The organism is Flavobacterium potami (assembly GCF_020026915.1).
GTDB classification, from domain to species: Bacteria; Bacteroidota; Bacteroidia; order Flavobacteriales; family Flavobacteriaceae; genus Flavobacterium; species Flavobacterium potami.
Window position 1 is genome coordinate 385,693 of record NZ_JAINUY010000005.1, and the last position, 26,531, is coordinate 412,223.

General features: G+C 33.3%; 23 protein-coding genes. 14 read left to right on the plus strand and 9 right to left on the minus strand.

The genetic code is table 11. The annotated features are described in order from the left end of the window. Nucleotides 1-91: 91 nt before the first annotated feature. On the minus strand, nt 92-739 hold the full coding sequence (locus K6T82_RS16555; RefSeq protein ID WP_223707807.1) for a hypothetical protein: 648 nt from the start codon (nt 737-739) through the stop codon (nt 92-94). A gap of 247 nt (nt 740-986) precedes the next feature. On the opposite strand from K6T82_RS16555, the gene K6T82_RS16560 reads away from it, so the two are divergent. The 5 genes from K6T82_RS16560 to K6T82_RS16580 all read left to right on the plus strand — a co-directional run bounded on the left by K6T82_RS16560 (nt 987) and on the right by K6T82_RS16580 (nt 5,147). After that, nucleotides 987-1,475 carry a nuclear transport factor 2 family protein gene (locus K6T82_RS16560; protein ID WP_223707809.1) on the plus strand — a complete coding sequence of 163 codons (489 nt, stop codon included), beginning with the start codon at nt 987-989 and terminating at the stop codon, nt 1,473-1,475. A gap of 263 nt (nt 1,476-1,738) precedes the next feature. Then, complete coding sequence (locus K6T82_RS16565) at nt 1,739-3,121, plus strand: ammonium transporter (RefSeq protein ID WP_223707811.1); 1,383 nt, start codon at nt 1,739-1,741, stop codon at nt 3,119-3,121. Between the two features lie 261 nt (nt 3,122-3,382). Further along, nucleotides 3,383-4,060, plus strand: coding sequence for a tRNA (guanosine(46)-N7)-methyltransferase TrmB (trmB, locus tag K6T82_RS16570; protein ID WP_144215838.1), 678 nt, complete (start codon nt 3,383-3,385; stop codon nt 4,058-4,060). Between the two features lie 40 nt (nt 4,061-4,100). After that, entirely contained in the window at nt 4,101-4,739 is a 639-nt protein-coding gene (locus K6T82_RS16575) for a LysE family transporter (RefSeq protein ID WP_223707814.1), read from the plus strand. 81 nt (nt 4,740-4,820) lie between these two features. Then, nucleotides 4,821-5,147, plus strand: coding sequence for an MGMT family protein (locus K6T82_RS16580; protein ID WP_223707816.1), 327 nt, complete (start codon nt 4,821-4,823; stop codon nt 5,145-5,147). A gap of 276 nt (nt 5,148-5,423) precedes the next feature. Here the strand turns inward: K6T82_RS16580 and K6T82_RS16585 are convergent, their stop codons facing one another. Continuing rightward, on the minus strand, nt 5,424-6,749 hold the full coding sequence (locus tag K6T82_RS16585) for a sensor histidine kinase (RefSeq protein ID WP_223707819.1): 1,326 nt from the start codon (nt 6,747-6,749) through the stop codon (nt 5,424-5,426). 146 nt (nt 6,750-6,895) lie between these two features. Then, the gene (locus K6T82_RS16590; protein WP_223707822.1) at nt 6,896-8,248 is read right to left on the minus strand and encodes a sigma-54-dependent transcriptional regulator; all 1,353 of its coding nucleotides are present in this window, start codon (nt 8,246-8,248) and stop codon (nt 6,896-6,898) included. 158 nt (nt 8,249-8,406) lie between these two features. On the opposite strand from K6T82_RS16590, the gene K6T82_RS16595 reads away from it, so the two are divergent. The 3 genes from K6T82_RS16595 to K6T82_RS16605 all read left to right on the plus strand — a co-directional run bounded on the left by K6T82_RS16595 (nt 8,407) and on the right by K6T82_RS16605 (nt 13,071). Next, nucleotides 8,407-9,651, plus strand: coding sequence for an efflux RND transporter periplasmic adaptor subunit (locus tag K6T82_RS16595; protein WP_223707825.1), 1,245 nt, complete (start codon nt 8,407-8,409; stop codon nt 9,649-9,651). 151 nt (nt 9,652-9,802) lie between these two features. Beyond that, complete coding sequence (locus K6T82_RS16600) at nt 9,803-10,510, plus strand: ABC transporter ATP-binding protein (protein WP_223707827.1); 708 nt, start codon at nt 9,803-9,805, stop codon at nt 10,508-10,510. A 128-nt stretch (nt 10,511-10,638) separates the two neighbouring features. Next, nucleotides 10,639-13,071: an ABC transporter permease gene (locus K6T82_RS16605; RefSeq protein ID WP_223707837.1), complete on the plus strand. Its 2,433-nt coding sequence runs from the start codon at nt 10,639-10,641 to the stop codon at nt 13,069-13,071. 65 nt (nt 13,072-13,136) lie between these two features. Here the strand turns inward: K6T82_RS16605 and K6T82_RS16610 are convergent, their stop codons facing one another. After that, the gene (locus K6T82_RS16610) at nt 13,137-14,726 is read right to left on the minus strand and encodes a L,D-transpeptidase family protein (protein WP_223707839.1); all 1,590 of its coding nucleotides are present in this window, start codon (nt 14,724-14,726) and stop codon (nt 13,137-13,139) included. Nucleotides 14,727-15,156: 430 nt separating this feature from the next. Between K6T82_RS16610 and K6T82_RS16615 the strand changes: the two genes are divergently transcribed. The 3 genes from K6T82_RS16615 (at nt 15,157) to K6T82_RS16625 (ending at nt 17,123) form a co-directional block, all read left to right on the plus strand. Continuing rightward, complete coding sequence (locus K6T82_RS16615; protein ID WP_223707841.1) at nt 15,157-16,287, plus strand: Mrp/NBP35 family ATP-binding protein; 1,131 nt, start codon at nt 15,157-15,159, stop codon at nt 16,285-16,287. A gap of 79 nt (nt 16,288-16,366) precedes the next feature. Beyond that, nucleotides 16,367-16,606: a NifU family protein gene (locus tag K6T82_RS16620; protein ID WP_057116000.1), complete on the plus strand. Its 240-nt coding sequence runs from the start codon at nt 16,367-16,369 to the stop codon at nt 16,604-16,606. Nucleotides 16,607-16,805: 199 nt separating this feature from the next. Next, nucleotides 16,806-17,123 (plus strand): 2Fe-2S iron-sulfur cluster-binding family protein, encoded by a 318-nt coding sequence (locus K6T82_RS16625; RefSeq protein WP_091490641.1) that lies wholly within the window; start codon nt 16,806-16,808, stop codon nt 17,121-17,123. 188 nt (nt 17,124-17,311) lie between these two features. Here the strand turns inward: K6T82_RS16625 and K6T82_RS16630 are convergent, their stop codons facing one another. From K6T82_RS16630 to K6T82_RS16645, 4 genes are all read right to left on the minus strand, one after another. Next, entirely contained in the window at nt 17,312-17,710 is a 399-nt protein-coding gene (locus K6T82_RS16630) for an SMI1/KNR4 family protein (protein WP_223707844.1), read from the minus strand. 142 nt (nt 17,711-17,852) lie between these two features. Further along, nucleotides 17,853-18,842, minus strand: coding sequence for an aspartate-semialdehyde dehydrogenase (locus K6T82_RS16635; RefSeq protein ID WP_223707852.1), 990 nt, complete (start codon nt 18,840-18,842; stop codon nt 17,853-17,855). 175 nt (nt 18,843-19,017) lie between these two features. Further along, the gene (gene mscL / locus K6T82_RS16640; RefSeq protein WP_091490638.1) at nt 19,018-19,398 is read right to left on the minus strand and encodes a large conductance mechanosensitive channel protein MscL; all 381 of its coding nucleotides are present in this window, start codon (nt 19,396-19,398) and stop codon (nt 19,018-19,020) included. Between the two features lie 70 nt (nt 19,399-19,468). Next, nucleotides 19,469-21,937 carry a bifunctional UDP-N-acetylmuramoyl-tripeptide:D-alanyl-D-alanine ligase/alanine racemase gene (locus tag K6T82_RS16645; protein ID WP_223707854.1) on the minus strand — a complete coding sequence of 823 codons (2,469 nt, stop codon included), beginning with the start codon at nt 21,935-21,937 and terminating at the stop codon, nt 19,469-19,471. A 252-nt stretch (nt 21,938-22,189) separates the two neighbouring features. Here K6T82_RS16645 and K6T82_RS16650 point away from each other — a divergent pair, with 252 nt between their 5' ends. Further along, nucleotides 22,190-22,795, plus strand: coding sequence for a hypothetical protein (locus K6T82_RS16650; RefSeq protein WP_223707857.1), 606 nt, complete (start codon nt 22,190-22,192; stop codon nt 22,793-22,795). Here the strand turns inward: K6T82_RS16650 and K6T82_RS16655 are convergent. Further along, complete coding sequence (locus tag K6T82_RS16655) at nt 22,790-23,494, minus strand: porin family protein (RefSeq protein WP_223707859.1); 705 nt, start codon at nt 23,492-23,494, stop codon at nt 22,790-22,792. The two genes, K6T82_RS16650 and K6T82_RS16655, sit on opposite strands and share 6 nt — an antisense overlap. A gap of 225 nt (nt 23,495-23,719) precedes the next feature. Between K6T82_RS16655 and K6T82_RS16660 the strand changes: the two genes are divergently transcribed. Then, entirely contained in the window at nt 23,720-24,073 is a 354-nt protein-coding gene (locus K6T82_RS16660; protein ID WP_223707861.1) for a hypothetical protein, read from the plus strand. 160 nt (nt 24,074-24,233) lie between these two features. Beyond that, complete coding sequence (locus tag K6T82_RS16665) at nt 24,234-26,441, plus strand: TonB-dependent receptor (protein WP_223707863.1); 2,208 nt, start codon at nt 24,234-24,236, stop codon at nt 26,439-26,441. Nucleotides 26,442-26,531: the final 90 nt, after the last annotated feature.

Sequence of the window (26,531 nt, forward strand, 5' to 3'; positions counted from 1 at the left end):
AGTAACAAAGTGACAAAGATTCTAAGTTTTCTTGGAACCTTTGTCACTTTTCTTTTTCATCACTTTGTTACTTTGTCACTTTGTTACTTTTCTAAGATTTTGGCAACGGAGCTCCAACAGCAATATCGCAACGATGTCCTGGTTTTCCGTGTGGCGGATTCATTCCGTCTGCTACCGCAGTTTCTGTTTCTGTACTCAACAAGGCCGGAACTGGATTGGATGCTGGCGGAGGTGTAACGGTGAAATTCTGTGTAACGTTGCCGCTTTGTACTGCATTCGAGGTGGCTGCTGTTGTTTTTGCAGGCGCAGAATTTAAAGGTGCCCCAACCGCAATATCACAACGGTGACCTGGCTGTCCATGAGGCGGATTCATTCCTTTTGCTGTTTTAACAGGAGTTGTAGTCGTCGTAGTTACCACTTGTTGTTGCTGACCTTGATTTACCTGTACCGTTTGTCCTTGTTGTGTCGGAGCCGAATTTAATGGCGCTCCAACCGCAATATCACAACGGTGTCCTGGTTGCCCGTGTGCAGGATTCAATCCTTTAGTATCTCCTAATACCGTGTTCGGATTTGTAGTAGGATTTTGCACTACCGGCGCAGCAGTTTTTGTGGTATCTTTTGCAAGTCCTAATCTTACTAATTCTGATGTTGCAGTGCTTTCCTGTGGCTCTAATTCCTTTTTACAGGAAATAAAAACCAAAGAAGTTATAGCTATTGAAAGGAGTATTTTTGTATTCATTGGGGCAATATTTTAAAATCTCTCAAATATACTTGTTTTTTGGTGATTTCACCATATAAGTAATATTAAGATAATTATTTGATAAGGTGCAAAGGGACAAAGCTACAAAGGAACAGAGTGGCTAAGAATCTTAAAATAAAACTTTGCGTCCTCGTGCCTTTGTAACAATACTGTGCTTTCTTTAATTTCCTTGAATAACTTATATACTTCAAAAAATTAATACCTTTAAACTCAAATAATTTTACTCATGAAAAAAATACTTTTACTTCTTCTATTCGTTGCTTCTTTCGCAAATGCACAAGCAGACAAAAACAAAATCAACCAAACTTTAGACGCTTGGCACAAAGCAGCGGCCGACGTAAAATTTGATGCATATTTTAATGCCTTAAATACAGATGCGATTTACATCGGAACAGACGCAACCGAAAACTGGACCAAAAAAGAATTTCAGGTTTGGGCAAAACCCTATTTCGATAAAGGAACAACATGGAATTTCAAAGCCTTAGAGCGTCACATCTTTTTTGACAAATCAGGAAAAATTGCTTGGTTTGATGAATTACTAGATACTCAAATGAAAATCTGTCGTGGTTCTGGTGTTTTGGTAAAAGTGGGTAACGAATGGAAAATTCAACATTATGTTTTATCCATGACTGTTCCAAATGATGAAGTTGATGCCGTAACCAAATTAAAAGCTCCTATTGAAGACGCTTTAATAGCAAAGCTTCAAAAGAAATAAAACATTTCTCCTATTTCTTTTTATAAACATAACTTTTTAAGCACCTTAAAAACCGAATTGATAAATTAATTTTAATAAATTCGGCAAAAACGGTGCTTTTTTGTAACTTTAAAATAAGATACTATCAAAAAAACATGGTGTAATTTAAAATATCAATCAAAATTACACACGCACCTCTATTTTATCAGCCTTTAAAACGAGAATATTTATTTTTTTTTAACTTTGACCCCAAAAAAAATAGGGTTAAACAAAGTATTTTAAAAATGAAAATAGAAAAACGCTGGATTATTTCCTTTATTATGATTAGTGTCGTTTGCACAATCGGTGCATTTTGGCCAACAGTAACAGAAAATAGTTATGTTTTATCAGAATTTGGAACAACAGATCATATTGTTCCTGCCGATGTTGCCTGGATGTTAACTTCAAGCTGTCTGGTTTTAATCATGACACCTGGATTATCTTTCTTTTACGGTGGAATGGTAGGCAAAAAGAATGTAATTTCTACCATGCTTCAAAGTTTTATTTGCTTGGGAGTTGTTACACTTTTATGGGTTACAGTAGCTTTTAGTTTGGCTTTTGGTGATCCGGTTGGATTTGGCTCTGGAGATCATTTTTACAGCTTTTTCGGAAATCCGACTACTTTTGCTTTTATGGATTATGTAGGCGTTTTGCCTCATAAACAATTGGCAAGCACGATTCCGTTTATGCTTTTTGCTTTGTTTCAGATGAAATTTGCGATTATCTGTCCAGCGATTATTACGGGTTCATTTGCAGAACGTGTTCGTTTTATCTCTTATTTAGTATTCATTAGTTTATTTACTATATTCATTTATGCTCCTTTATGCCACGCAGTTTGGTATCCAACTGGTGTTTTAGGAAGTTATTTTGGTGTAAAAGATTTCGCTGGAGGAACTGTAGTACACATGAGTTCTGGTTTTGCTGCTTTGGCGGGAGTTATTGTTTTAGGAAAAAGAAAAAACAGCCAACATATTCCAACCAATATTCCATTTGTTTTATTAGGAACTGGAATGCTTTGGTTCGGTTGGTTCGGATTCAACGCTGGATCTGCACTTGCTGCCAACGGAACTGCCGCTATGGCTTTTGCAACCACAACCACTTCATCTGCTGCAGCAATGTTAACTTGGATTTTCTTTGATAGAATGAACGGAAGAAAAGTTTCTGCTCTTGGAGCGTGTATCGGAGCTGTTGTTGGTTTAGTTGCCATTACACCAGCGGCAGGATATATTTCTGTTCCAGAAAGTATGTTCTTCGGATTCATCACAGCTTTGGTTTCTAACACGGCTGTAAACTGCAAATATTCTAAAAGATTTGACGATACGCTTGACGTTTTTGCCTGCCACGGAGTTGGTGGAATTATGGGAATGATCTTAACGGCTATTTTTGCTCACGGAGAAAACGCAAGTTTGCTTCACGGTGGATGGAATGTTTTCGGTCACCACATGATGGCGTTGGTTCTAGTTTCAATCTTTACTTTCTTCGGAGCTTACTTCTTATTTAAAGTAACTAATTTCATTATTCCGTTAAGAGTTTCAGAAGAATCAGAACACATCGGATTGGATTTATCGCAACACGACGAATCTCTTGACCCGAAAGCACAACCCATTACAGAACCTCATTACGGGTAATTTTTAGTTTGCCACGAATTACACAAATTTTCGCGAATTATTTTTTACACATAGCTCCGATTTGTATATCATAATATTTATGTCGCGAAGAAATTTGTGAAAATTTGTGCAATTTGCGGTTAAAAATATTTTTCTCCGCCACCAATTCAAGAATTATTTTAAAAATAAAATTCGTGAATTCGTGGCGGAAAAACTTTTAAACACAATTCCGCTACTTTCATTCGTTTATATTCCTTAATTTTGCCGAAAATTTTTGTACAAGTGGGAAGTAAAAACAAACTAAAAAGATTCAGAGAAAACGAAACATTTCAAAACGTTTTTCAGCCAACCAGAGAAGAAGTTGTAGGCGATTTAATGCCTTTAAAAGGAAAATGGAATTCTGATTTCTTTAAAAATGATAATCCTTTAGTTTTAGAATTAGGATGTGGAAAGGGAGAATATTCTGTTGGATTAGCAGAAAAATACCCAGACAAAAATTTTATCGGAATCGATATCAAAGGCGCACGTTTCTGGCGTGGTGCTAAAACTGCTGTCGAAGACGGTCTTCATAATGTTGCTTTTGTTCGTACTCAAATCGAATTGATCAATCATATTTTTGCCGAAGGCGAAGTAGACGAAATCTGGATTACTTTTCCAGATCCGCAGATCAAATACAAAAGAACGAAACACAGAATGACAAATTCTGAATTCTTGAAATTATACAAAAAAATCCTGAAAAAAGACGGTGTCGTAAACCTAAAAACCGACAGCGAATTCATGCACGGTTATACACTAGGATTACTTCATGGAGAAGGTCACGAGGTTTTATATGCAAACCACAATGTTTATAAAAATGAAGGAAGTCCAGAAGTAGTAACTTCAATTCAGACATTTTATGAGAAACAATATTTAGAAATTAACAAGGCAATTACGTATATTCGTTTCAAAATTAAGGACTAACCTTATTTTGAAATTTTATACTAACCGATTTAATAACTGAATGGTATATCTTACTCCATTACTTTCGGGCTTTATCGCCGCCGCAATTGGGATTATTCCACCTGGATTAATCAATATGACAGCAGCCAAAATAAATCTGAAAGAAGGAAAAAAGAATGCGCTTTGGTTTGTAATCGGTGCTGTTTTTGTTATTTTTCTACAGGTTTATCTTGCGGTTTTATTTGCACGAGTAATTGATAATCGACCTGATGTTGTAACCTTAATGCGCGAAATTGGTTTTGTAATTTTCTCTATTTTAACGATTTACTTTCTTTTTATTGCTAAAGAACCCAAAACCAAAAAGAAATCAAAAATTAAAAAAAGCAGTAAAAAAAGTCGTTTTTTTCTCGGAATGTTACTTTCTGGATTAAACTTCTTTCCTATTCCCTATTATGTTGTCGTGAGTGTAACTTTGGCTTCGTACAATCTTTTTGTATTTGAAAACACGGTTATTTTTACCTTTGTTTTAGGTTCTGTACTAGGGTCGTTTGCAATTTTATACAGCTACATTGCTTTCTTTGGAAGAATCGAAAAGAAAACCGATTACATCATGCGAAACATGAATACTATCATTGGAAGCATTACCGGTTTAGTAGCTATTGCAACACTTTTCAATATTTTGAATTATTACTTCGGATAAATAAAACGGACCATTAAGAAATTAAGAAAAATTAAGTTTTTATCTTTATTAACTTCATATCTTAATGGTAAATATTTCAAAATGGCTGAAGAAAATTTTTTCGAAAGAGTTTATGCAATTGCTAGACAAATCCCGTTTGGTAAAGTTACTTCTTATGGCGCTATTGCCAAAGCATTAGGCGCGGCACGTTCTGCACGAATGGTGGGTTGGGCAATGAATGCTTGTCATAATAAGGATGATGTTCCTGCCCACAGAGTCGTAAACCAAAAAGGACTTCTAACAGGAAAACATCACTTTGACGGAACTAATTTAATGCAGCAATTGTTAGAAAATGAAGGCATTAAAGTCGTCGACAATCAAATTGTAGATTTAGAAAAACATTTCTGGAAACCAGAAATTCAGGGTTAGAAAAATATATTTTTGTCAGGCTGAGCGGAATCGAAGCCACGCACCAATTGGAACGCCCTTCGACTTCGCTCAGGGTGACATTATCTAAAATTTAAGCGACATTTGCTCTCATTGCGTAGACGCACTGCAGTGCTCCTCTACAATAAAATCTTTACGACTTTGCGAGATTAAAACATTCCGCACTTCCTATAGTTGCGTAGACGCACAGCAGTGCGTCTCTACAGTACAATTTCTACAATAAAAATCTTTGTGTCTTAGTGCCATTGTGGCAAAATACTAAATCAAACAAATCACAAAACTAGTTTGATCTTCATCAGTTTGATAGCTTAAATAACCTCCATGCGCTTCTATGATGTTTTTAGAAAGCGTTAATCCAATTCCTGCGCCGTCTTTTCTGGTGGTGAAAAATGGCAAGAAAACTTTATCTCGAATTTCGGCATCTACTCCTTTTCCGTTATCAGAAATCACAATAAAAAAGCGATTGTTTTCGGTATAACTCGAAATCATCAATTTCTTTTCCTCTTTTTCTTTCAAAGCATGAATACTGTTGGTAATCAAATTGATAATCACCTGTTCCATCTGATTTTTATCAATCAAAACCGAACGAGAACTATGAATTTCATTTACCAATTCTATTCCTTCTTGTTTCAAAATCGGATTCATAATTCGTAAACAATCTTCAAACAGCGCATTGATTGGCGTCATTTGTTTGTTTGGCGTCGGCAGCATGGCCAGTTTTCTATAATTCTCAACAAAAACCTGCAAATGATCACTTCTGTTTATGATGGTCGAAATACTACTTTTAATATCTTCAAAATCATCTTCTTCCAATTTTTCCTGATCCACAATATGAAGCAGATTTTGCGAGAGCGCACGAATTGGCGTTAACGAATTCATTAATTCATGCGAAATAATCTTCATTAAATTGATCCATGCTTCTTTCTCTTTTTTCTCAATAACACGCTGAATACTATCCAATAAAATGATAAAATATTCTTTATTGTACGTTTGCGTGTGAGAAGTCTGAAGCATAAAAGTCTGCAAATCCTGATCTTCTATTTTGATTGAAATAGCCGTTTTAACCTCAGCAAAACCAAGATTTTCAATTTCGCTACAAAGTCCGGGAATATAATTTTTAAGGTATTTCCAGTGCGTTACTTTGGGCACTTTAAAGAGATTTGAAAAACAGTCATTCATTATAAAAATAGACCAAGTTTCGTTTTCTTTTTCCAGAATCAAAGCTGCAGTATCAATACTGTTCAGAATCGAATGGTAGATTAATTCTTTCGAAGTCTGCTCTTGTTTCTGGACTTTCAAAGTTTCATACAAAAGATATAAGCTATTGAAATTGTCCTTTTTATTTTCTTCTGGAAAGTGCGTAGAAAAGTCGCTATGCAAAATAGAACTTATCGTTTTATCATAAAACAACAATTGATTTTTGACAAAAAAATACATTTCAAACAAGAAAATCAAAACAAAAACACCAACCAGAATCGCATTGAATTTGAATCCGTTGTACAACAAAAAAGCACTGCAAAGAAAAAGTGCCATTACAAAAACGACTCTTACAAACAATGCGTTATAAAATTTCCAATTCTTCATTTTTGTTTGAATTGCCTTCAGCTTTAGCTAGAGGGATAAAATTTATTTATAAAATGGGGTTTAGCCAAAATGCTGATATTTGGCTAAAGCCTCCAATCTTTCTTTAATTTCTACATCCAGCTAAAGCTGGACGCAATTCATTTTGCTTAATTCTTCAAATCGTATTTTTCGATTCTTCTGTAAAGCGCAGCACGAGACAAACCAAGTTCATCTGCCGTTTTACTGATATTTCCGTTATGTTTAAAAAGAGCTTTTTCAATTGCACCTTTTTCCATTTCAGATAACGGATTTTCATCATTTTCCTGAATTTCTTCAAAATCTAAAATATCCAGATCCAACACAGAGATTGTATTGTTTTCTGCTAAAATAAGAGCGCGTTCAATTTTGTTTTCCATTTCACGGACATTTCCTTTCCATGGATATTTTTCTAAATATTGTGCTACATTATCTTCAAAATGCCAATTCTCCTGATTGTATTTTTGGGCAACTTGTTCTAAAATAAAATTGGCCATCGGGACAATATCATCTTTTCTTTCTCTTAAAGAAGGCAGATTTATTTCCATGGTATTAATTCTGTAAAGCAAATCTTCACGGAACGTTTTGTTTTTAACCTCAGTTTTAATGTCGCTGTTGGTTGCCGCAATAACTCGAACATTTAGAGGTCGAGGCTTACTTTCTCCCAAACGAGTCACGGTTTTGGTTTGTAAAACGTGTAATAATTTTGCCTGAAGATGCAACGGAATATTCCCGATTTCATCCAAAAAAATAGTTCCGTTCGAGGCATTTTCAAAACGACCGGCTGTATCAATTTTAGCATCTGTAAAAGCACCTTTGGCATAACCAAAAAGTTCACTTTCGAACAGATTATCGCTTAAAGAACCTAAATCTACATGCACAAAAGGCTGGTTTTTTCTTTCGGAATGTTGATGAATATATTCGGCAAAAACATATTTTCCGGTACCGTTTTCTCCCAAAATCAAAACGTTGGCATCAGTTCTGGCTACTTTTTCAGCTATAGCGTAAGCTTGTTTTATTTTGGCTGAAGTTCCGACAAAATATCTTTTTTCGTTTTTATCTTCTTCAAAAGTTGTTGTTTTCTTAGTGTTTTTTCTGCTTTCAGCAACCGCTTTATCAATAATTTCGAGCAGTTTTTCGTTATGCCAAGGTTTCAAAACATAATCAAAAGCTCCTATTTTTATACCTTCAACAGCCGTTTCAATTTTACCAAAAGCGGTCATTAAGATTACAATAGTATTTGGCGAAAGCGTTTTAATTTCTTTCAACCAATGAATTCCTTCTCGCCCGTCTTCAAAACCAATTCGATAATTCATATCCAAAAGCACCACATTTATTTCGTTTTCACTTAAAATTGAAATAATTTTTTTAGGACTATTGGTTGTAAAAATGGTTTCAAAATGCTTTTTAAGAATCATTTTTGCAGAAAAAAGAATTTCTTCCTGATCGTCTACAACTAATATTTGGGCTTGCTTTTTTCTCATGAGTTCCTTTTTTGTTCGGTTTCGAACGGTCAACTGTTCATTATCGAACACTGCTTTTTTATAGTGATTTTGAAAGCCTCTTTAAAATCAACACTTTACAAATAATAAATTTTATGGCACAGTATTTACCTATTGATTATCAGTAAAATATTAAAAAAATGGACAAGATAATTCCTCGTAAAAATAAAAAAATTAGATATCTCACAATAGCAATTGCTGTTTTTTTAGTTTTGCTTGTAATCGTCTTTTTTGCATTCAATACTAAAAGAACTTTAAATGTAAAGGCTGATGAATTGGTAATCCAGAAAGCAGAAAAAGGATTTTTTGAAGATTTTGTTGTTTTTCAGGCTAAAGTTGAACCTTTAAATGTAATGTTAGTCAACGTTACCGAAGGTGGTTCTGTAAAAGAAATTTTTGTAGAAAATGGTGCAATAGTTACCAAAGGACAATCATTAGCTCGTTTGTACAATCCGAACACAGAATTGAATTACCTGACTCAGGAAACAGCTATTATCGAGCAAATCAACAATTTGAATACGGGAAAATTGAACATTAGAAATCAGGAATTAAACCTTACCAAAGATTTGGTTTTAATTGAACATGATTATAATGACGCCAAAAGACTGTACGATATGAATGCGAAGCTTTATGAAAAAGAAGTAATTTCGAGAAATGACTGGAATACTTTTAAGGAAAGCCTTCGTTTTCAGGAAGAACGAAAAAGAACCATCCAGCAAAGTATTCAAAAAGAAAAACAAAGCAATCAGGTTCAGATTTCACAGATCAATCGCTCAATTCAAACGATGGAAAAGAGTTTGGATATTTTGAGAAACAACAAAAAGAACTTTTTAATTACTGCACCAGAAACAGGAAGATTAACTTCTTTTGAACCTGTCTTAGGAAAGTCTTTTCTGGCTGGAGCAAGCATCGGAAAAATTGATTCAAATAAAGGATACAAACTTGCCGCAGAAGTAGACGAATTTTATCTGGAAAAAATCAGAGAAGGTTTAAAAGGTCAAGTTGAATTTAAAGGAAAAAATCTTGAAGTTTTGGTAACCAAAGTAATTCCTGAGGTTAAAAGTGGTCGTTTTACTGTAGAACTGGCATTTGTTTCAAAAGAAAATATTGTACTGCAAGACGGACTTAGTTTTGGCGTAAAACTGATTTTATCTGAAAAAAATAAAACACTTGTAATTCCGAAAGGAACTTTTAATCAAGAAGCAGCCGGAAAATGGATTTTTGTAGTAAAAGGCAATAAAGCAGAAAGACGCAATATAAAACTCGGACGCGAAAATCCTTCTTATTACGAAGTTTTAGAAGGCTTAAAAGAAGGCGAATCGGTAATTACTTCCTCTTATACAGATTACAAAGATGTAGAGGAGCTTTCGCTGGAAAAACAATAGTTTACTTTGTTTCAGGTTTCAAGTTCCAAGTTAACTCAACGAAAGAACCTGAAACTTGAAACCTGAAACAAAAGAAAACAAAAAACAAAATCATCGTTTCAATCATCAATCAAAAAACGTTTTTAATAACATTTCAAAACCTTAAAAAATTATGATCACAATTCAGAATTTAACCAAAGTTTTTAGAACAGAAGAAATAGAAACTGCTGCTTTAAGTGGTATCAATTTAGAAATAAAAAAAGGAGATTTTTTAACTATCATGGGACCTTCAGGTTGTGGAAAATCGACTTTACTAAATATCATCGGACTTTTGGACAGCGCAAATGACGGAAGTTACAAATTATTAGATCAGGAAATGATTGGCCTGAAAGAAAAAGGAAGAGCACAAGTGAGAAAAGAAAATATTGGTTTCATTTTTCAAAACTTCAACTTAATCGACGAACTTTCTGTTTACGATAATATCGAATTGCCTTTGCTTTACAACAATGTAAAAGCTTCTGATAGAAAACAGAAAATTGAAGCGATTGCAGAGAAATTAAATATCTCTCATCGTTTGAAACATTTCCCACAACAGCTTTCTGGAGGACAACAGCAGAGAGTTGCCGTTGCAAGAGCTTTAGTAAATGATCCTAAAATTATTTTGGCCGATGAGCCAACCGGAAATTTAGATAGTAAAAACGGTAATGAAGTAATGGAACTTTTAACCGATTTACATGCTAAAGGCGCAACAATTTTGATGGTTACCCACTCTGATTATGATGCTTCTTTTTCGCAAAGAACGATTCATATGAAAGACGGAGTTATATTCTCTGAGAAATTAAACCAGAGAAATGTAGATGTATTTATGGACGCTAAATAAAGAAATCATGATTAAAATTATTGTTACTGCATTCGTAGTTCTGATAGAATTGGTCTGCAAAATTTTCACAATGCTTTAAAAAAAAGAATCCGTTAGATTCAAAACTCATTTAACTAAAAACAAACACCATGATTTTTAACTGGTTCAAAATATTTATTTATCATTTAAGACAAAGCAAATTGTTTTCGTTTTTAAATGTTTTAGGATTAAGCATCGGAATTGCCAGCGTAATTTTCGCCATTTTGTATTGGAATAACGAAAACTCATACGACCAATGGAATCCGGAGAAGGAAAATGTATATCTGGTACTGAATAAAATTGGTACAACTGGAGATATTTGGGCTTCAAGCTCGATTCCGTTTGGAGAAACTTGTAAAGCAACTATTCCGGAAATAGATAATGTTTGCTTTATAAACACTTGGTACGATGATGAAGTAATAAAATATCAAGACCAGAAATTATTAGTAAAAAAAATAATGGTGTCTGATGAAAATTTCTTTGACTTTTTCCCTTTCGATATTTTAAAAGGAGCTAAAAAAAATATTCTAAAAGAAAAAAACAGTGTAGCGATTTCAGACGAACAAGCAAAATTACTGTTTAAAGATGAGGATCCTATTGGTAAATCTATCACCTACAATAGCAACAACTACATTGTTAAATCTGTCTATCATATTACCAAACCCTCCTCAATCGAACCAAACTATGTGTTTAGCGGCGTAAAAAGAGAAGGCGACAAAAATAGCTGGGGAAATTTCAATTACGGATTACTTATAAAAATTAAAAAAGATGCTAATCCTGCAGTTGTTTTAAAGAAAATGCATAACGTTAATTTTGTAAACAGAACAGTAAAAGATGCAAAAGAAAGCGGTCAGACGGTTGAACAATATGTTAAAGAAAATGGTGAAATAACCGTTATTTTAGATCAATTAAAAACATCTCGTCTTCACGGAACAAAAAGTTCAGGAAATTCAAATTTTCCTGAAGGAGTCGGTAATTTGAAATTACTATACATAATGGGAGGTTTGTCTATTTTGATTTTGGTTTTATCATTGGTAAACTACATCAATTTAGCGACTGCATCTGCCATCAAACGTGCAAAAGAAGTTGGAGTTCGTAAAATTGTTGGTGCTTCTAGAAAACAAATTATTGCGCAGTTTATATTTGAAACTGCTATAATTGTTACACTTGCCATCTTGTTTGCACTTGCCATTGTAGAACTTTCTTTACCTTATTACAATACCTTTTTAAATAAAAATTTGACTATGAATGGCGGTGAATTTTACCTGCAACTCATTTTAATATTTGGATTAGTAATCATTCTTGCGGGTATTTTCCCTGCTATTTATATCTCAAATTTTGAAACTTTAAAAGTGTTAAAAGGCAATTTTTCAAGAAGTAAAAGCGGAATATGGATTCGTAATTCTATGCTTATATTTCAATTTGGAATTGCAGCATTCTTTATTATTGGTGCATTAATCGTGAATTCGCAAGTTGATTATATGATGAACAAAGACCTTGGTTTTAGTGGCGATCAAGTAATTTCAATTCCGTTTAACAAACCAGACCGATTTAAAAGAACAGAACAATATCTTGTAGCAAAAGAAGAAATTAAAAAAATTCCTGGAGTGTTAGATGTTTCTGCATTTGCTGGTTCTTTTGGTGGAAGTACAAATTCAAGTTCCGGATTTAAACACAATGACATTTTTGTTCAACCAAGAAATGTTGAAATGGATTTTGGTTTTCTAAATATGATGAAAATCAAAATCGTAAAAGGACGTGATTTATCTCCTGAATTTTCTTCAGACACAATAAACAGCATGCTGATGAATGAAACACTCGTTAAAACATTAAACCTAAAAAATCCAATAAATACGATCGTAACATCAGGATGGGGCAATGAAAAAGAGGGCAATTTGAAATTTAAAATAGTAGGAGTGGTAAAAGATTTTAATATTACCGGACTACAGGATAAAGTTCCACCTATGGTTTTTATAAATCTAAAAACTTTGAAATGGAATAACTTCAATAATGTACTTGTAAAGGTTTCTCCAAATAATTTAACAGAAACGTTAGAAAAATTGAAATCTTTTTGGGAGAAAAACGTCAACCCAGACTACCCTTTTGACTATCAGTTTGTTGACAAAGGTTTTGCTAAAACTTATGCCGAGCAAGTGAAGCAAAAAAACCTATTTTTTATCTTAAATCTGGTTGTAATCGTAATTGCTGTGTTCGGATTGTTCGCTTTGGCATCATTTTCGATGGAGAGAAGACTGAAAGAAATTGCAATTAGAAAAACGCTGGGTGCAGAGACTGATATTTTGCTGAAAGAATTATCAAAACAATATATCATGTTCTGTTTTATGGGATTCGCAATCGGAATTATACCTGCTTATATTTTATTGCAAAAATGGCTTGAGGATTTTGCTTACAGAATTAATATTTCTGTTGTGCCTTTTACTGTAGCACTTATTTCTTTAGTAATTCTTACTTTGATAATTGTACTAACAAAGGCCTACCAAGTAACTAAAATAGACGTTTTAAAATATTTAAAATACGAATAAGCTTGTAGACCATTTTTTTTAGAAGCCCGACAGATTACAGTTCAATCCGTCGGGCTTTTTTTGATTTAGTTCATTGTTACAGAATCTGAATACAGCAGTTTATCTAAACTATCATCCCTTCCGTATACATCTGCAAAGAAATCTATATCGCCATTGTCCTGAACCCAAGCTGTAAAATAACCAATATAAACCGGAATTTTATTTTTAAGCATGCATGTTGTTTCTTTTTCTCCACTCATTGCTTTGTCAATTTTTTCTACTGGCCAATCCGGATCATCTTTTAAAATATGAAGTGCCAGCTCTCTTGCTTCTTTCACGTTAATACAGCCATGGCTAAAAGTACGTTTTTCAAATTGGAAAAGACTTTTTGCAGGAGTATCATGCATGTAGATATCATTCGGATTAGGAAACATGAATTTAACTAGACCCAAAGAGTTTTTCGGACCTGGTTTTTGCCTTACACGCCCGCCATTCCATTCCATATTATTTTCGGCCAGATAATTTTTGTCTCTTGCGATCTGCGATTTTAATTCGTTTTGGATAATACTATTCGGAACATTCCAATACGGACTAAAAACAATTCTATCCATATTACCACTAAAAATCACGGTTTCGCTCAATCGATTTCCAACAAAAATATCTGAGACTAAATCATATTTTCCATTCTTCACATAAAACATTCTAAAAGAGGGAATATTGACCATTACATATTCATTGGCTTTTGCTAATTTGGTCGGAATCCAGCGGCAGCGCTCCATATTAAGCATTATCGTTTTGATTCTTTTACTTATAGGTTCATTAAACTGATTAATATGATCTCTTGTAATAATATAATTAAGCGTAAGTCCGTGTCTTTTTTTGTATTTCATAATACCGTCCATTAATTCCTGATCATAAAAATTACTTTTCGAATCTTGCTTTAGATCTCCATCCACGTAAAGCCTTTGTCTGATTTGTTTAATTGCAACAGACGAATCATCTGGTCTTAAATCTTTATAAGTGGCGCTGTCAATAGTAATTTTCTGCCAAAGACCGTCTTTTTCTATTTTTCTATATTTCTTTAAAGCATCTTGCAATTTATAATATTGACTAAACAACAGATTATCATCTTCATTTAATCGATTTGTATCAACAATAAGTGAGTCCAATATTCGGGAATAAGAAATACTTTTGGCCGGAAGATACCAACCTATTTTTTTAAGTGTCGCCGGATCTACACCAGAATAGACATTACTGGCATAAAAAACGTACATACTGGTCAAAAGCAGCTCTGTATCTAATTGAGGCGGAACTATATTATCGCTTTCATTAAACGCTTGGTCTATCACTTCTTTATAAGGCATTGTATTATCAATTCCTTGATCTTTCAGGACATTGACTTTTTGATACAGTAAAGCTCCAAATTCGCTTATGTTTTTATCATCATACCAAATAGATTTGTATTGTTTATCCTTGTAAACATCCTCAACTTCCTTTTGATATTTCTTCAGTTTAGGATATTTTTTGAAAAAAGCATTTATAGACGTTGCATCTATCGTAAGAGTCGAAACATACTTAGCCGTTTCTTTGCTTTTATTTATGTCGGGGAATGACGTAAATGAAAATGCAAAAAAGCTAAATAGAATAATAATGGATGTAAAAGTAAAATTTCGCATATTCTTAAAGTTTTAAGTGGTAGAAAATAACTTTAAAAAAATATCGAAAACCCAATAAACACTTCTAGAAAAAACAAGTTTTCGTATACTTTTTTATATCTGGAAATCATCGATTTTGGGCAATCAAATATAAGCAAGATTTGTGAGATTTTAAATCTAAAAAACAGAAAATTTTGACAAAAAAACACATTCTCTTATCCGACAAATTCAAATTCATTATTTAAAAAAGATTCTATCTGATAATCTATTGAGCGTCAAAATATACTTCAAAAAATCGTTTTACATAATTTTGAATAATCTCTCTATCAATAATTACAATTTAAAAACGCTTAATTCCGAACTTAATCTGTTATCTTTGCACCCTGAAATCAGTTGAAATAAATTTTATTTTAAAACTGGCTTCTAAGAATAGAAAAAATAGCCCATTACAATGAAATTAGATAGAAAAGAAATTCTTAAAGCTTTAGAGTCCATTACTATTGCTGGAGAAGGAAAAAATATGGTTGAAAGCGGCGCTGTAACCAATGTTATTACATTTGGAGATGAAGCTGTCGTAGACCTTGTATTGCATACACCTGCAATGCACATCAAAAAAAGAGCGGAAGATGATATTAGAAAAACGATTCACGAAGTAATATCTCCAGACGCAAAAGTTAAAGTAAATATTAAAGTAGAATCTCCGGAAAAACCTGAAATTAAAGGTCGTGCTATTCCAGGGATCAAAAATATTATTGCAGTTGCTTCTGGAAAAGGAGGAGTAGGAAAATCTACTGTAACTGCAAACTTGGCCGTTACACTTGCAAAAATGGGTTTTAAAGTTGGTGTTTTAGATGCTGATATTTATGGTCCTTCAATGCCAATTATGTTTGACGTTGAAAACGAAAAACCAATTTCTACAATGGTTGACGGAAAGTCTAAAATGAAACCTATTGAAAGCTACGAAATTAAAATGCTTTCTATCGGATTCTTTACGGCTCCAAGTCAAGCCGTGATCTGGAGAGGTCCAATGGCTGCAAAAGCATTAAACCAAATGATTTTTGATGCAGATTGGGGAGAGTTAGATTTCATGCTACTTGACTTGCCTCCTGGAACTGGAGATATTCACCTTTCTATCATGCAGTCACTTCCTATAACTGGAGCGGTTGTTGTAAGTACTCCACAAGCGGTAGCACTTGCAGATGCTAAAAAAGGGGTAGCTATGTTTATGCAAGATAATATCAATGTTCCTGTTTTGGGAATTATCGAAAATATGGCGTACTTTACACCAGAAGAATTACCTGACAATAAATATTATATTTTTGGACAAGAAGGTGCAAAGAACCTTGCAGCAGATTTAGATGTTCCATTTTTAGGAGAAGTTCCAATTGTACAATCTATTCGCGAAGCAGGAGATTACGGACGCCCAGCAGCGTTGCAAACTGCTTCTCCAATCGAAAGTGTTTTTGAAGAAATCACCAGAAATGTTGTACAGGAAACAGTAAACAGAAACGAAAGCTTACCAGCTACAGAAGCCATTAAAATTACAACAATGGCAGGTTGTTCAGCAGTAAAGAAAAATTAATAATTAGATAATGAGATAATGTGCCAATTAGATAATTAATTTTCTAATTGACACATTGCCTAATTGACACATTAAAATTATGACAACAGAAGAATTAACAAACAATGTTTTATTGGCCTTAGATGAGATAAGACCATTTTTAAAGTCTGACGGTGGCGATATTTCATTGATTTCTATCGAAGACGACAAACATGTAAAAGTTCGTTTGGAAGGAGCTTGTATTAGCTGCAGCGTTAATCAAATGACACTGAAGGCAGGAGTTGAAACAACAATAAAAAAATATGCACCACAAATCGAAACTGTGGTAAATATTATGTAATAAACAAAATTGTTTTTTTCGACTAATGTTTTTGCAGCGAAAAGACCTAAATTTCTGACGCTCATAAAAAGCGCTAAAAAGTCTTTTTTCGTTATTATCACATTTATACAAAGCCTAAAACAGTAATCGAAAAATTTTTAAATTAATTACAGAATTTGACACGTTTTCAAATTCTACAATAAAATTCCAATACTAAAAAATGGATGTATTAATCAAGATTAAAGATCGAGAAGGAGTTATTCACGAACTACAAGCTCCTACTGATATGGCAATGAATATAATGGAGTTATGCAAAGCATACGAACTTCCTGTTGAAGGAACTTGCGGTGGAATGGCCATGTGCGCTTCTTGCCAATGTTATGTTCTAAATGATGTTGCATTACCTGAAATGGGAGATGATGAAGAAGCAATGCTTTCTGAAGCGTTTTACGTAAAATCTAATAGTCGTTTAGGATGTCAAATTCCAATTACTGAAGATTTAGAAGGTTTGGAGTTAGAATTGGCTCCAGAATACTAAATATTAAATTCCAATATTTTTAAATTCCAAATTCCAATTACTACAGATTTAAAAAGATCTGAACTATAATTGACTCGAGAATATTAAATATCAAAAAGGCGGAAATCGATGATTTTTGCCTTTTTTTTCTAACACATGTAAACCCGACAGGTTTAAAAAACCTATCGGGTTTATCATTCAATCTCATTTTATTCCTCTATTAATTCTTGAATATTTTCTGCCACCTTCTGGATCTTTCCAGTTTCATGGCACCAGAAATAAACTATATCATCTAGAATTTTATCGTTTTTCGATGGAAGCAAAATCAATTGATCTCCACAACCATTTCCCCCAATAGCAATAGCATTTAAAGGAAAATTACCCCATTCTTTTACTTGCTTTGTTTCTAAAATAATGTGATTGCAAGTTCTACTTATTCTCTTTCTATCACTTTTATCAAAAAACGGATAAAGATTCCAATCATCATCTTCTGTTTGAGCTTCTCCTCCATTTTCTTCTATCATTTTTTCTTTAAACAAAGGAGGAAATTCCAACCCTAGTTCTTCTTCTGCTTCGATTATATATTTTACATCAATTGGAAATGGCATCGCGTTTAATTTATTTAATAATTTAGAAGAATAATCCAACTCCTAAGAAACTAAAAAGTCAAAACAATATAATAAAAAAACCGTAATTACATTACTGCAATTACGGTTTTTTTATTATAACAATTTTCTTTAATCTCCTGGCTTATACCAATCCAGCTTGAATTAAATATTCAGCAATTTGGATTGTGTTTGTTGCAGCACCTTTTCTTAAGTTATCAGCAACAATCCACATGTTTAATGTGTTTGGCTGGCTTTCGTCGCGACGGATTCTTCCAACAAAAACATCATTTTTACCTTCTGCGTACAATGGCATTGGATATGTAAAAGTATCTAAATTATCTTGCACCACTACTCCATCAGTATTGTGTAAGATTTCACGAACTTCATTCACGTCAAAATCATTTGTAAACTCAACGTTTACTGCCTCACTGTGACCTCCAACAACTGGAACACGAACTGCAGTAGCCGTAACTCTAATTGTGTTGTCACCTAAGATCTTTTGAGTTTCGCGAACCAATTTCATTTCTTCTTTAGTGTATCCGTTTTCTTCGAAACTATCGCAATGTGGAATTGCATTTCTGTGAATTGGATATTTGTAAGCCATATCGCCTTGAACTCCAGCGTATTCGTTTTCTAATTGTTTTACCGCTTTTACACCAGTTCCTGTAATAGATTGGTAAGTAGAAACAATAATTCTTTTAATATTGTATTTTCTGTGTAAAGGAGACAAAGCCAAAACCATTTGAATTGTCGAACAGTTTGGGTTTGCAATGATTTTATCTTCTTTAGTTAAAACATCAGCATTGATTTCTGGAACTACCAATTTTTTAGTAGGATCCATTCTCCAAGCAGAAGAGTTATCGATAACGGTTGTTCCTGCAGCAGCAAATTTTGGTGCCCATTCTAATGAAGTGTCTCCACCAGCAGAGAAAACAGCGATATCAGCTTTCATATCAACAGCTGTTTGTAAACCTACTACTTTATATTTTGTTCCTTTATATTCAATTTCTTTTCCTACTGATCTTTCAGAAGCAACAGGAATTAATTCTGTAACAGGGAAATTTCTTTCCGCTAAAACTTTAAGCATTACTTCGCCAACCATTCCGGTAGCACCTACAACTGCAATTCTCATTTTTATATTTTTAAATAATCAATTAATCTAATTTGTAGGGCAAAAATAAGTATAATAAAAGTCTTGACAAGGTGATTCACAAAAAATAACAAAATGTTATAAAATAAACATTTTGTAAAAAAACCGCCTCTTTAGAAGGCGGTTAAGTTAGACTTAGTGTAGCGGTATTATATTTTTATTTATTTTTTAATAAATCTCTAATTTCTGTAAGCAATTCTTCCTGAGTTGGTGCTGCAGGCTGATTTGGTGCTGGTTCTTCTTTCTTTTTAAGGCTATTTAATGCTTTAATAATCAAGAACAAAACAAAGGCTACGATAATAAAGTTAATTACTGCCGAAAGAAACATACCGTATTTAACTCCTCCAAAAGCGGTTAAATCTTCTATCCTTGATAAGTGAGCTGCATCTAAAGCAGGTTTTAATACTAGTGGTGTAATTACATCTTCAATAAATGAACTTACAATTTTACCAAAAGCAGCTCCAATGATTACCGCAACAGCAAGGTCAACTACGTTACCTTTCATTGCAAATGCCTTAAATTCTGAAAAAAATCCCATATCTGATTAATTTTTAGTTTTACGTTAAATGATTATCGAAAATACGGAATTTTATTGAAAGTTTTTAATACTATCGGAAAAATACCCTTTTTACCCTTTGCGAAATACTAGTCATTATCTCGTATGGAATTGTTTTTAATGCTTCAGCCATCTCAATAACGGTTGGGCTTTCGCCGAAAATAATTACCGAATCACCTTCTTTACAATCTATTTCGGTTACATTAACCATCAACATATCCATGCAGACACTTCCAACGATTTTGGCCATTTGATTTTTGATTGTGACAAAACCAACTTCATTTCCCCATAATCTTGCAATTCCGTCTGCATAACCAATTGGGATTGTAGCAATTTTTGTTTCCTTTTCTGCCATAAAACGTCTTCCGTAACCAACGCTGTCGCCTGCGGGAATAGTTCTCACCTGAGAAATAATGGATTTTAAAGTTCCCACATTTTCTAAATATTTTTGTTCAGCTGGATCATTAGAAACTCCATATAAACCAATTCCTAAACGCACCATATTATATTGCGCATTCGGAAAATTGCTAATTCCAGAAGTATTCAAAATATGTCGAATCGGATTGATATTCAATTCTGAAATCAATCTAGAAGACAATTTTTCAAACAAAGCAATTTGCTGATTGACAAAATCGTAATGTTTTGGATCATCGCTGGTTGCTAAATGCGATAAAACACTTTGAACGCGAACGGTCGAATTTCCTTTCAAAGTATCTATTAATTCCTGAAGTGTATTTTCTTCAAAACCTAAACGATGCATTCCAGTATCAATTTTGATATGAATAGGAAAATCTTTTAAGTTCTTTTCGCGTGCTATTTTCAAAAAGGCATTTAATCCTTTTATGCTATAAATTTCAGGTTCCAACTGATATTGAATAATAGATGGAAAGCTTGTCGATTCGGGATTTAAAACCATAATCGGCAATTTTATTCCGCCGTTTTTAAGCGAGATTCCTTCATCCGCGAAAGCGACACCCAAATAATCTACTTTATGATGTTCTAATAATTTAGCAATTTCCAAACCTCCGTTTCCATAACCAAAAGCCTTCACCATCACCATCATTTTTACGTTTGGAGCCAGTTTTGATTTGAAATAATTGAAGTTGTGACTAATTGCGTCGAGATTAATTTCTAGAACCGTTTCGTGTGTTTTCTCTTCCAGAAGCGAAACTATTTCTTCAAAATGAAAAGATCTTGCACCTTTTACAAGGATGGTTTCATTAGTAAAATTCAAACTTTCGATTGCATCAATAAATTCATTTTTGGTTTGAAAAATAATAATGTTCGAAAACTTATCCGCAAAAGCACTAATGGTTTCTCCAATTCCGATAACACGATTTATTTTGTTCGAAGCAATTAAATCGGCCACTTTAGAATACAATTCTTCATTTGAGAATCCGCTTTGAAAAATATCAGACAGAATAACCGTTTTAGAGGCATTTTTTTTCTGACTTTCTAAAAAGTCCAAAGCAATTTTTAGAGACTGAAAATCAGAACTATAACTATCATCAATTATGCTGCAATTATTGATTCCGTTCTTTACTTCCAAACGCATTTGAACAGGATACAACATTTTAATCCTATTCTGAATCGTGCTTTGGTCATAATCAAAATGCAATAAAACCAACAGACAAGAAATAGCATTTTCTACTGAAGCAGAATCGCTAAAAGGAATTTCTAACGTAAAATTTTCTTTTTTGTATTGATATTCAATAGTAGTATGATCGTTTTTAATTTCTTTTTTCAAGATAAAAACATCTGCTTTTTGATCTGTAAAACTCCATGAAAAAAGTTTTCGCGGATGCTGCATATATTCAGCAACAAATTGAGATAAACAAGCATCTACGACTTCATTTTTTTGATAAATAATGATTGGGCAATCTTTAAACAGAAGCAGTTTTTCATCAATTTTCTGCACTAAATTCAAAAAGCCTTCATCATGTGCTGAACCAATACTGGTTAAAACACCAATGTTTGGTTTAATGATTTTCTCCAACTTAACCATTTCATTAACTGTCGAAATTCCGGCTTCAAAAATTCCTAAATTGTGTTTTTCATTAATTGAAATGACGGAAAGAGGCACGCCAACCTGCGAGTTATAACTTTTTGGACTTCTGACAATGTTATAATCTGGACTCAGCAAAAAGTTAAGCCATTCTTTTACAATTGTTTTTCCGTTGCTTCCTGTCAATCCAATAACTGGAATATGAAAAAGATTTCTATAATAGGCGGCAAATTCCTGAAGTGCATTTAAAGTGTTTTCAACAACCAGAAAATTAGCTTTTTCAGCACAATTTTCAGGAATATATTGTACCACAAAATTTTGGACTCCTTTTTCTATCAAATCGGGAATAAATAAATGAGCATCATTGTTCACGCCCTTCAAAGCAAAAAATAAAGTCTGTGATCCGTTTTGCAGTGAACGGCTGTCAATTGAAATATGCTCAATTAAAACAGCTTCTTTTGAGCCAATAAATTTGGCATTTACAACTGAGATTAGGTCTTTTGAATTTAGGCTCATTTAGAAATTTCTTTTTTTCAAAATTAAACATTAAAGATCGAAAAGAGTTGTGATTTTCCTTAAAAAAACACATTTTTTCTCGATAAAGTTAGCCACGAATTCCACTAATTGCACTAATTTTTCTTCTCTTTAATAATAGTTTTTAGCTTTAATAAATCGAACTGAAATAAAAGAAATTCGAGAAAATTTGTACAATTTGTGGCAAAAAATAATATTTCTGTATATTTGTTTTTTACCACAAATTTGAACCTTTTGAAAAAGATACTTCCCCTTTTCTCCTATATATTACATCCGATTTTTTTATCGGTGTACGCTACTTTGTTTTATTTATATGCTGCGGGAGATGTTTTCAGTACACAGGAAAAGTACTTTGTTTTAATTCAGATAATTGTCATTAATGTGATTGTTCCAGTTTTATTTTATTTACTTTTAAAATCAACTGGACATGTAAAATCAATTATGCTGAGTCAGACTTCAGAAAGAACCATTCCGTTGGTTTTACAATGTTTTTTGTATATTTTGTTGGTAAAAAGAAGCATTGTTATCACGCGTTATCCCGAACTTCATTTCTTTTTTCTCGGAGCTTTGTTCAGTATTATTTTGGCTTTGGTTTGTGTGCTTTTCAAAATAAAAGCAAGTTTGCATATGGTTGCCATTTCCGGATTTACAATTTTTGTAATCGGTCTAAACATCCATTTTCAAATGCATAATCCGTTTTGGCCAGCATTACTCATTTTGTTATCTGGAGTTGTAGCATCTTCGCGCTTAGAAATGAACGCTCACACATCGAGAGAAATATTAATCGGATTATTTATGGGCTTAATGCCGCAGCTTTTGTTTTTATACCTGTGGTTATAAAATATAAAAGATAAGCCCCGCATTTAAAGTTTTCATCGTAATCTTTTCGCCAGACAAAGTAGTTGCTGTATTAAACAACGGATTTAGGCCATAGTACAAATAAACATTCCAGGTGTTGTATCCAGCCGCAATATAGGGTCCGTACTGGAATTTATTGATGTCTTTATTATTATTAATTCTATAAGTATTTTCTCCATCATCTAAAAGAGAAGTACTGGAGAAAATATAACTCAATTTCACTCCGCCATAAATACGCCAGAATTTAGTGCTTTCGTAAGTTGAATTTCTCCATCTAAATTCTATTGGAAGATCTACAGAATATTGTCTGTAACGGTTTGAAACGAATTCGCTAGAATTGTTTACACCATAAATTATGATACCTGCAGCATCTTTAGAAATGGTTAAATTCTGATAATAATTTTGATAACTTAATCCTAAACCAGCAGCAATTGCAACTGTTCTCGATTTATTAATTGGCATATCGCGAAGAAAACCACCTGAAAGCCCTAGAGAGAATTTGTTCTGTTTAAAACTAATCGGAATATCGGTAAACATATTATAGGTTACCGTAAAATAAAACTGATCTTCTCTATACAATGAATCTATTTTAACTATTGGTTTTACTTCGGGCTTTACTTCTCCTTGTGCAAAAGAGTTTAAAAAAGTAAGTAAAAATAAACAGCTGAAAATAATTCGCATATCTTAAAATTGGTTTTAATAGGGGTTTTAGAAATAAACGTCTTTCGAGCTGTATTTATTTCATATACAAATATAATATAATGGTTTCTGTAGTAGTGAAAAGAAATACAAATATTCTCTTTTTGATGCCGAATAAAATTAATTGTTGCATATTTTTCAATGAACAAGGACTTGAACATAAAAAATAAATGAATTTTCTATTTAATCTTTATACCTTTGCAAATCATGAAAAGAAAACAGCTCATATTAAGTTTATCTTTTGCTGTGACAATATTGTTCTCGATATTGTTTCAGTCGATACACAGTTATGAGCATATTGTAAAACAACTTTCAGAAAAACAATGCCATCATAATTACAATGATCCAAATGGTGAAATAACCCACCAGCACAGTGATTATGACGTTTGTTTTGTTTGTCATTTTGCTTTTGAATCCTTTATTATTCCGCAGGATTTCTCTTTTCAATTTCATTCTTTTGATCGCGAAACTCCTTATTTCTTCCCGTTTTCAGAGAAGATTTTTTCAATTTCATCCTCTTCGTATTTCTTACGAGGGCCTCCTGTTGCTTTAGTTTCTTAAATTTTCGATTTTAAAAAATCACATTTCTTTTAATTTAAATTCAAAAAACCGTTGAGTTTCCTAATCCTAATTGATTCAAATTGGGGTCAGAATGCTTTGCAGTTGCTTTTGTTTTTTTGTTCGAAGAAAAAATTCAAATTAACTATAGCATCATTTTCAAATGAAAAAATTTATAATTGCCCTAATTTTAGGGTTCTCGGGCATTATTTCTGCTCAAAATTCAGTTTCAGGAACTGTAACTGACAACCAAAATAATCCATTGCCTGGAGTTTCTGTTTACGCTCCCGAATTACACAAAGGAACAACGACAGATGCAAACGGAAAATATGAAATAAACAATCTTCCAAACGGAAGCCTTCGTATTGCTTTTACTTATGTTGGATATGCCAATCAAAATAAAACAATTGCAAAATTATTAAAGCAAAATACTTTAGACATTACGCTCGAAGAATCTATTTTAGAAATGGATGAAGTAGTCGTTTCAACGCCTTTCAACAAATTGCAATCGCAAAACGTGATGAAAATTGAGCACGAAAGCATTAAAACTTTGCAACAAAAAGGAACCTCAACTTTAATTGAAGGCTTGGCAACAATTCCTGGAGTTTCTCAGATTTCTACGGGTACTTCTATCGGAAAACCAGTTATTCGCGGATTAAGCGGAAATCGTGTTTTGGTTTATTCTCAAGGGGTTCGTATCGAAAATCAGCAGTTTGGAGACGAACATGGTTTAGGATTAAACGATGGCGGAATTGAAAGTGTCGAAGTAATCAAAGGGCCTGCATCTTTATTATACGGTTCTGATGCTTTAGGTGGAGTTTTATATTTCAATCCTGAAAAATTTGCTGATGCAGGCACTTTTAAAGCTAATTTCAGTCAAAAATATTTCACTAATACGGAAGGAAGCAATTCTTCTATCGGATTAAAAACATCTACAGATAATTGGAAATTCTTGGTTAGAGGAGGTTATAACACTCATTCTGACTACAAAATTGCCGACGGCGACCGTGTAACAAATTCACGTTATAACGAAACTGATTTTAAAACAGGAATAGGATACAGCAATTCGACTTTCTCTAGTGTTCTACGATACAACTACAACAAATTGGATATCGGAATTCCAGAAGACGGAATTGCAGAACAATCTTCCAGCAAAGACACTCAATTTCCAAGACAAGGAATTTTCAATCATTTATTGAGTTTGAATAATGTGATTTTCTTTGAAAACTCAAAGTTAGATGTCGATTTGGGTTACATTGCAAATGACAGAAGCGAATTTGAAGACAGCAATGAAGCTTCTCTTCATATGAAGTTGAATACTTTCAATTATAATGCGAAATATCATTTCCCAAAATTCGGAAAAATTGAAACTATTTTAGGAGTTCAGGGAATGCATCAGACAAACAAAAATTCTGGCGAAGAATATTTAATTCCGGATGCGACAACAAACGATTTTGGAGTTTTTGGAACTGCAAATTACGAATGGGACAACAGCGTTCTACAAGCTGGATTGCGTTTTGACAACAGAAATGTAACTTCTATCGCACACGGAACAGAAGGTGAAGAGGGTTATTTTTTACCACTTGACAAATCATTCGATAGTTTTAATGCTTCTTTAGGATATAAAACAAAACTGGCTGAACCTCTAACACTTCGTTTGAATGTTGCAACTGGATTTAGAGCGCCAAACTTAGCAGAATTAACTTCAAACGGCGTTCACGAAGGAACAAACCGCTATGAAATTGGAAATGCAAATCTAAAAACAGAACAAAACGTTCAGACTGATTTGAATTTAGAATATAAAAACACGCATTTCGAATTCTTTGTAAACGGATTTTACAATCACGTAAACAATTACATCTACACTTCGCCGACTGGAGAAGTTTTAGAAGACAATGACGTTTTTGCTTATGTTCAGGATAATGCACAATTGTATGGTGGAGAGGTTGGTTTACACTTTCACCCGCATCCTTTAGACTGGTTGCATTTTGAAACTAGTTTTGAAACTGTTACTGGTAAAAAAGAAAACAAAGATTACCTGCCTTTAATTCCTGCAAATAACTGGAATAACACTTTGAGAACTGAATTCAATATCAAAGACTGGTTAAGCGAAGGTTTTGCTTCTTTGAATGTTTCTTCAACTTTTGCTCAGGATAATGTGAGTGGATTTGAAACGGCTTCTAAAGGTTATACTTTGGTTAATTTAGGTTTTGGAGGAACTGTAAAACTAGGAAAAACGGCTTTCGACATCAACTTAAACGGAAACAATTTATTTGATAAAAAATATATCGCACACCTTTCAAGATTAAAAACAGACGGTATTCCGAATATTGGTAGAAATATTGTACTGGGAGTTAATTTTAATTTATAATTCCTGATTGACCGCAAAGGAAATAAAGAAAAATTGCAAAAGAACACCAAGTTGAGACCATGCTTTGTGATCTTTGCAAAAAGACTTTGT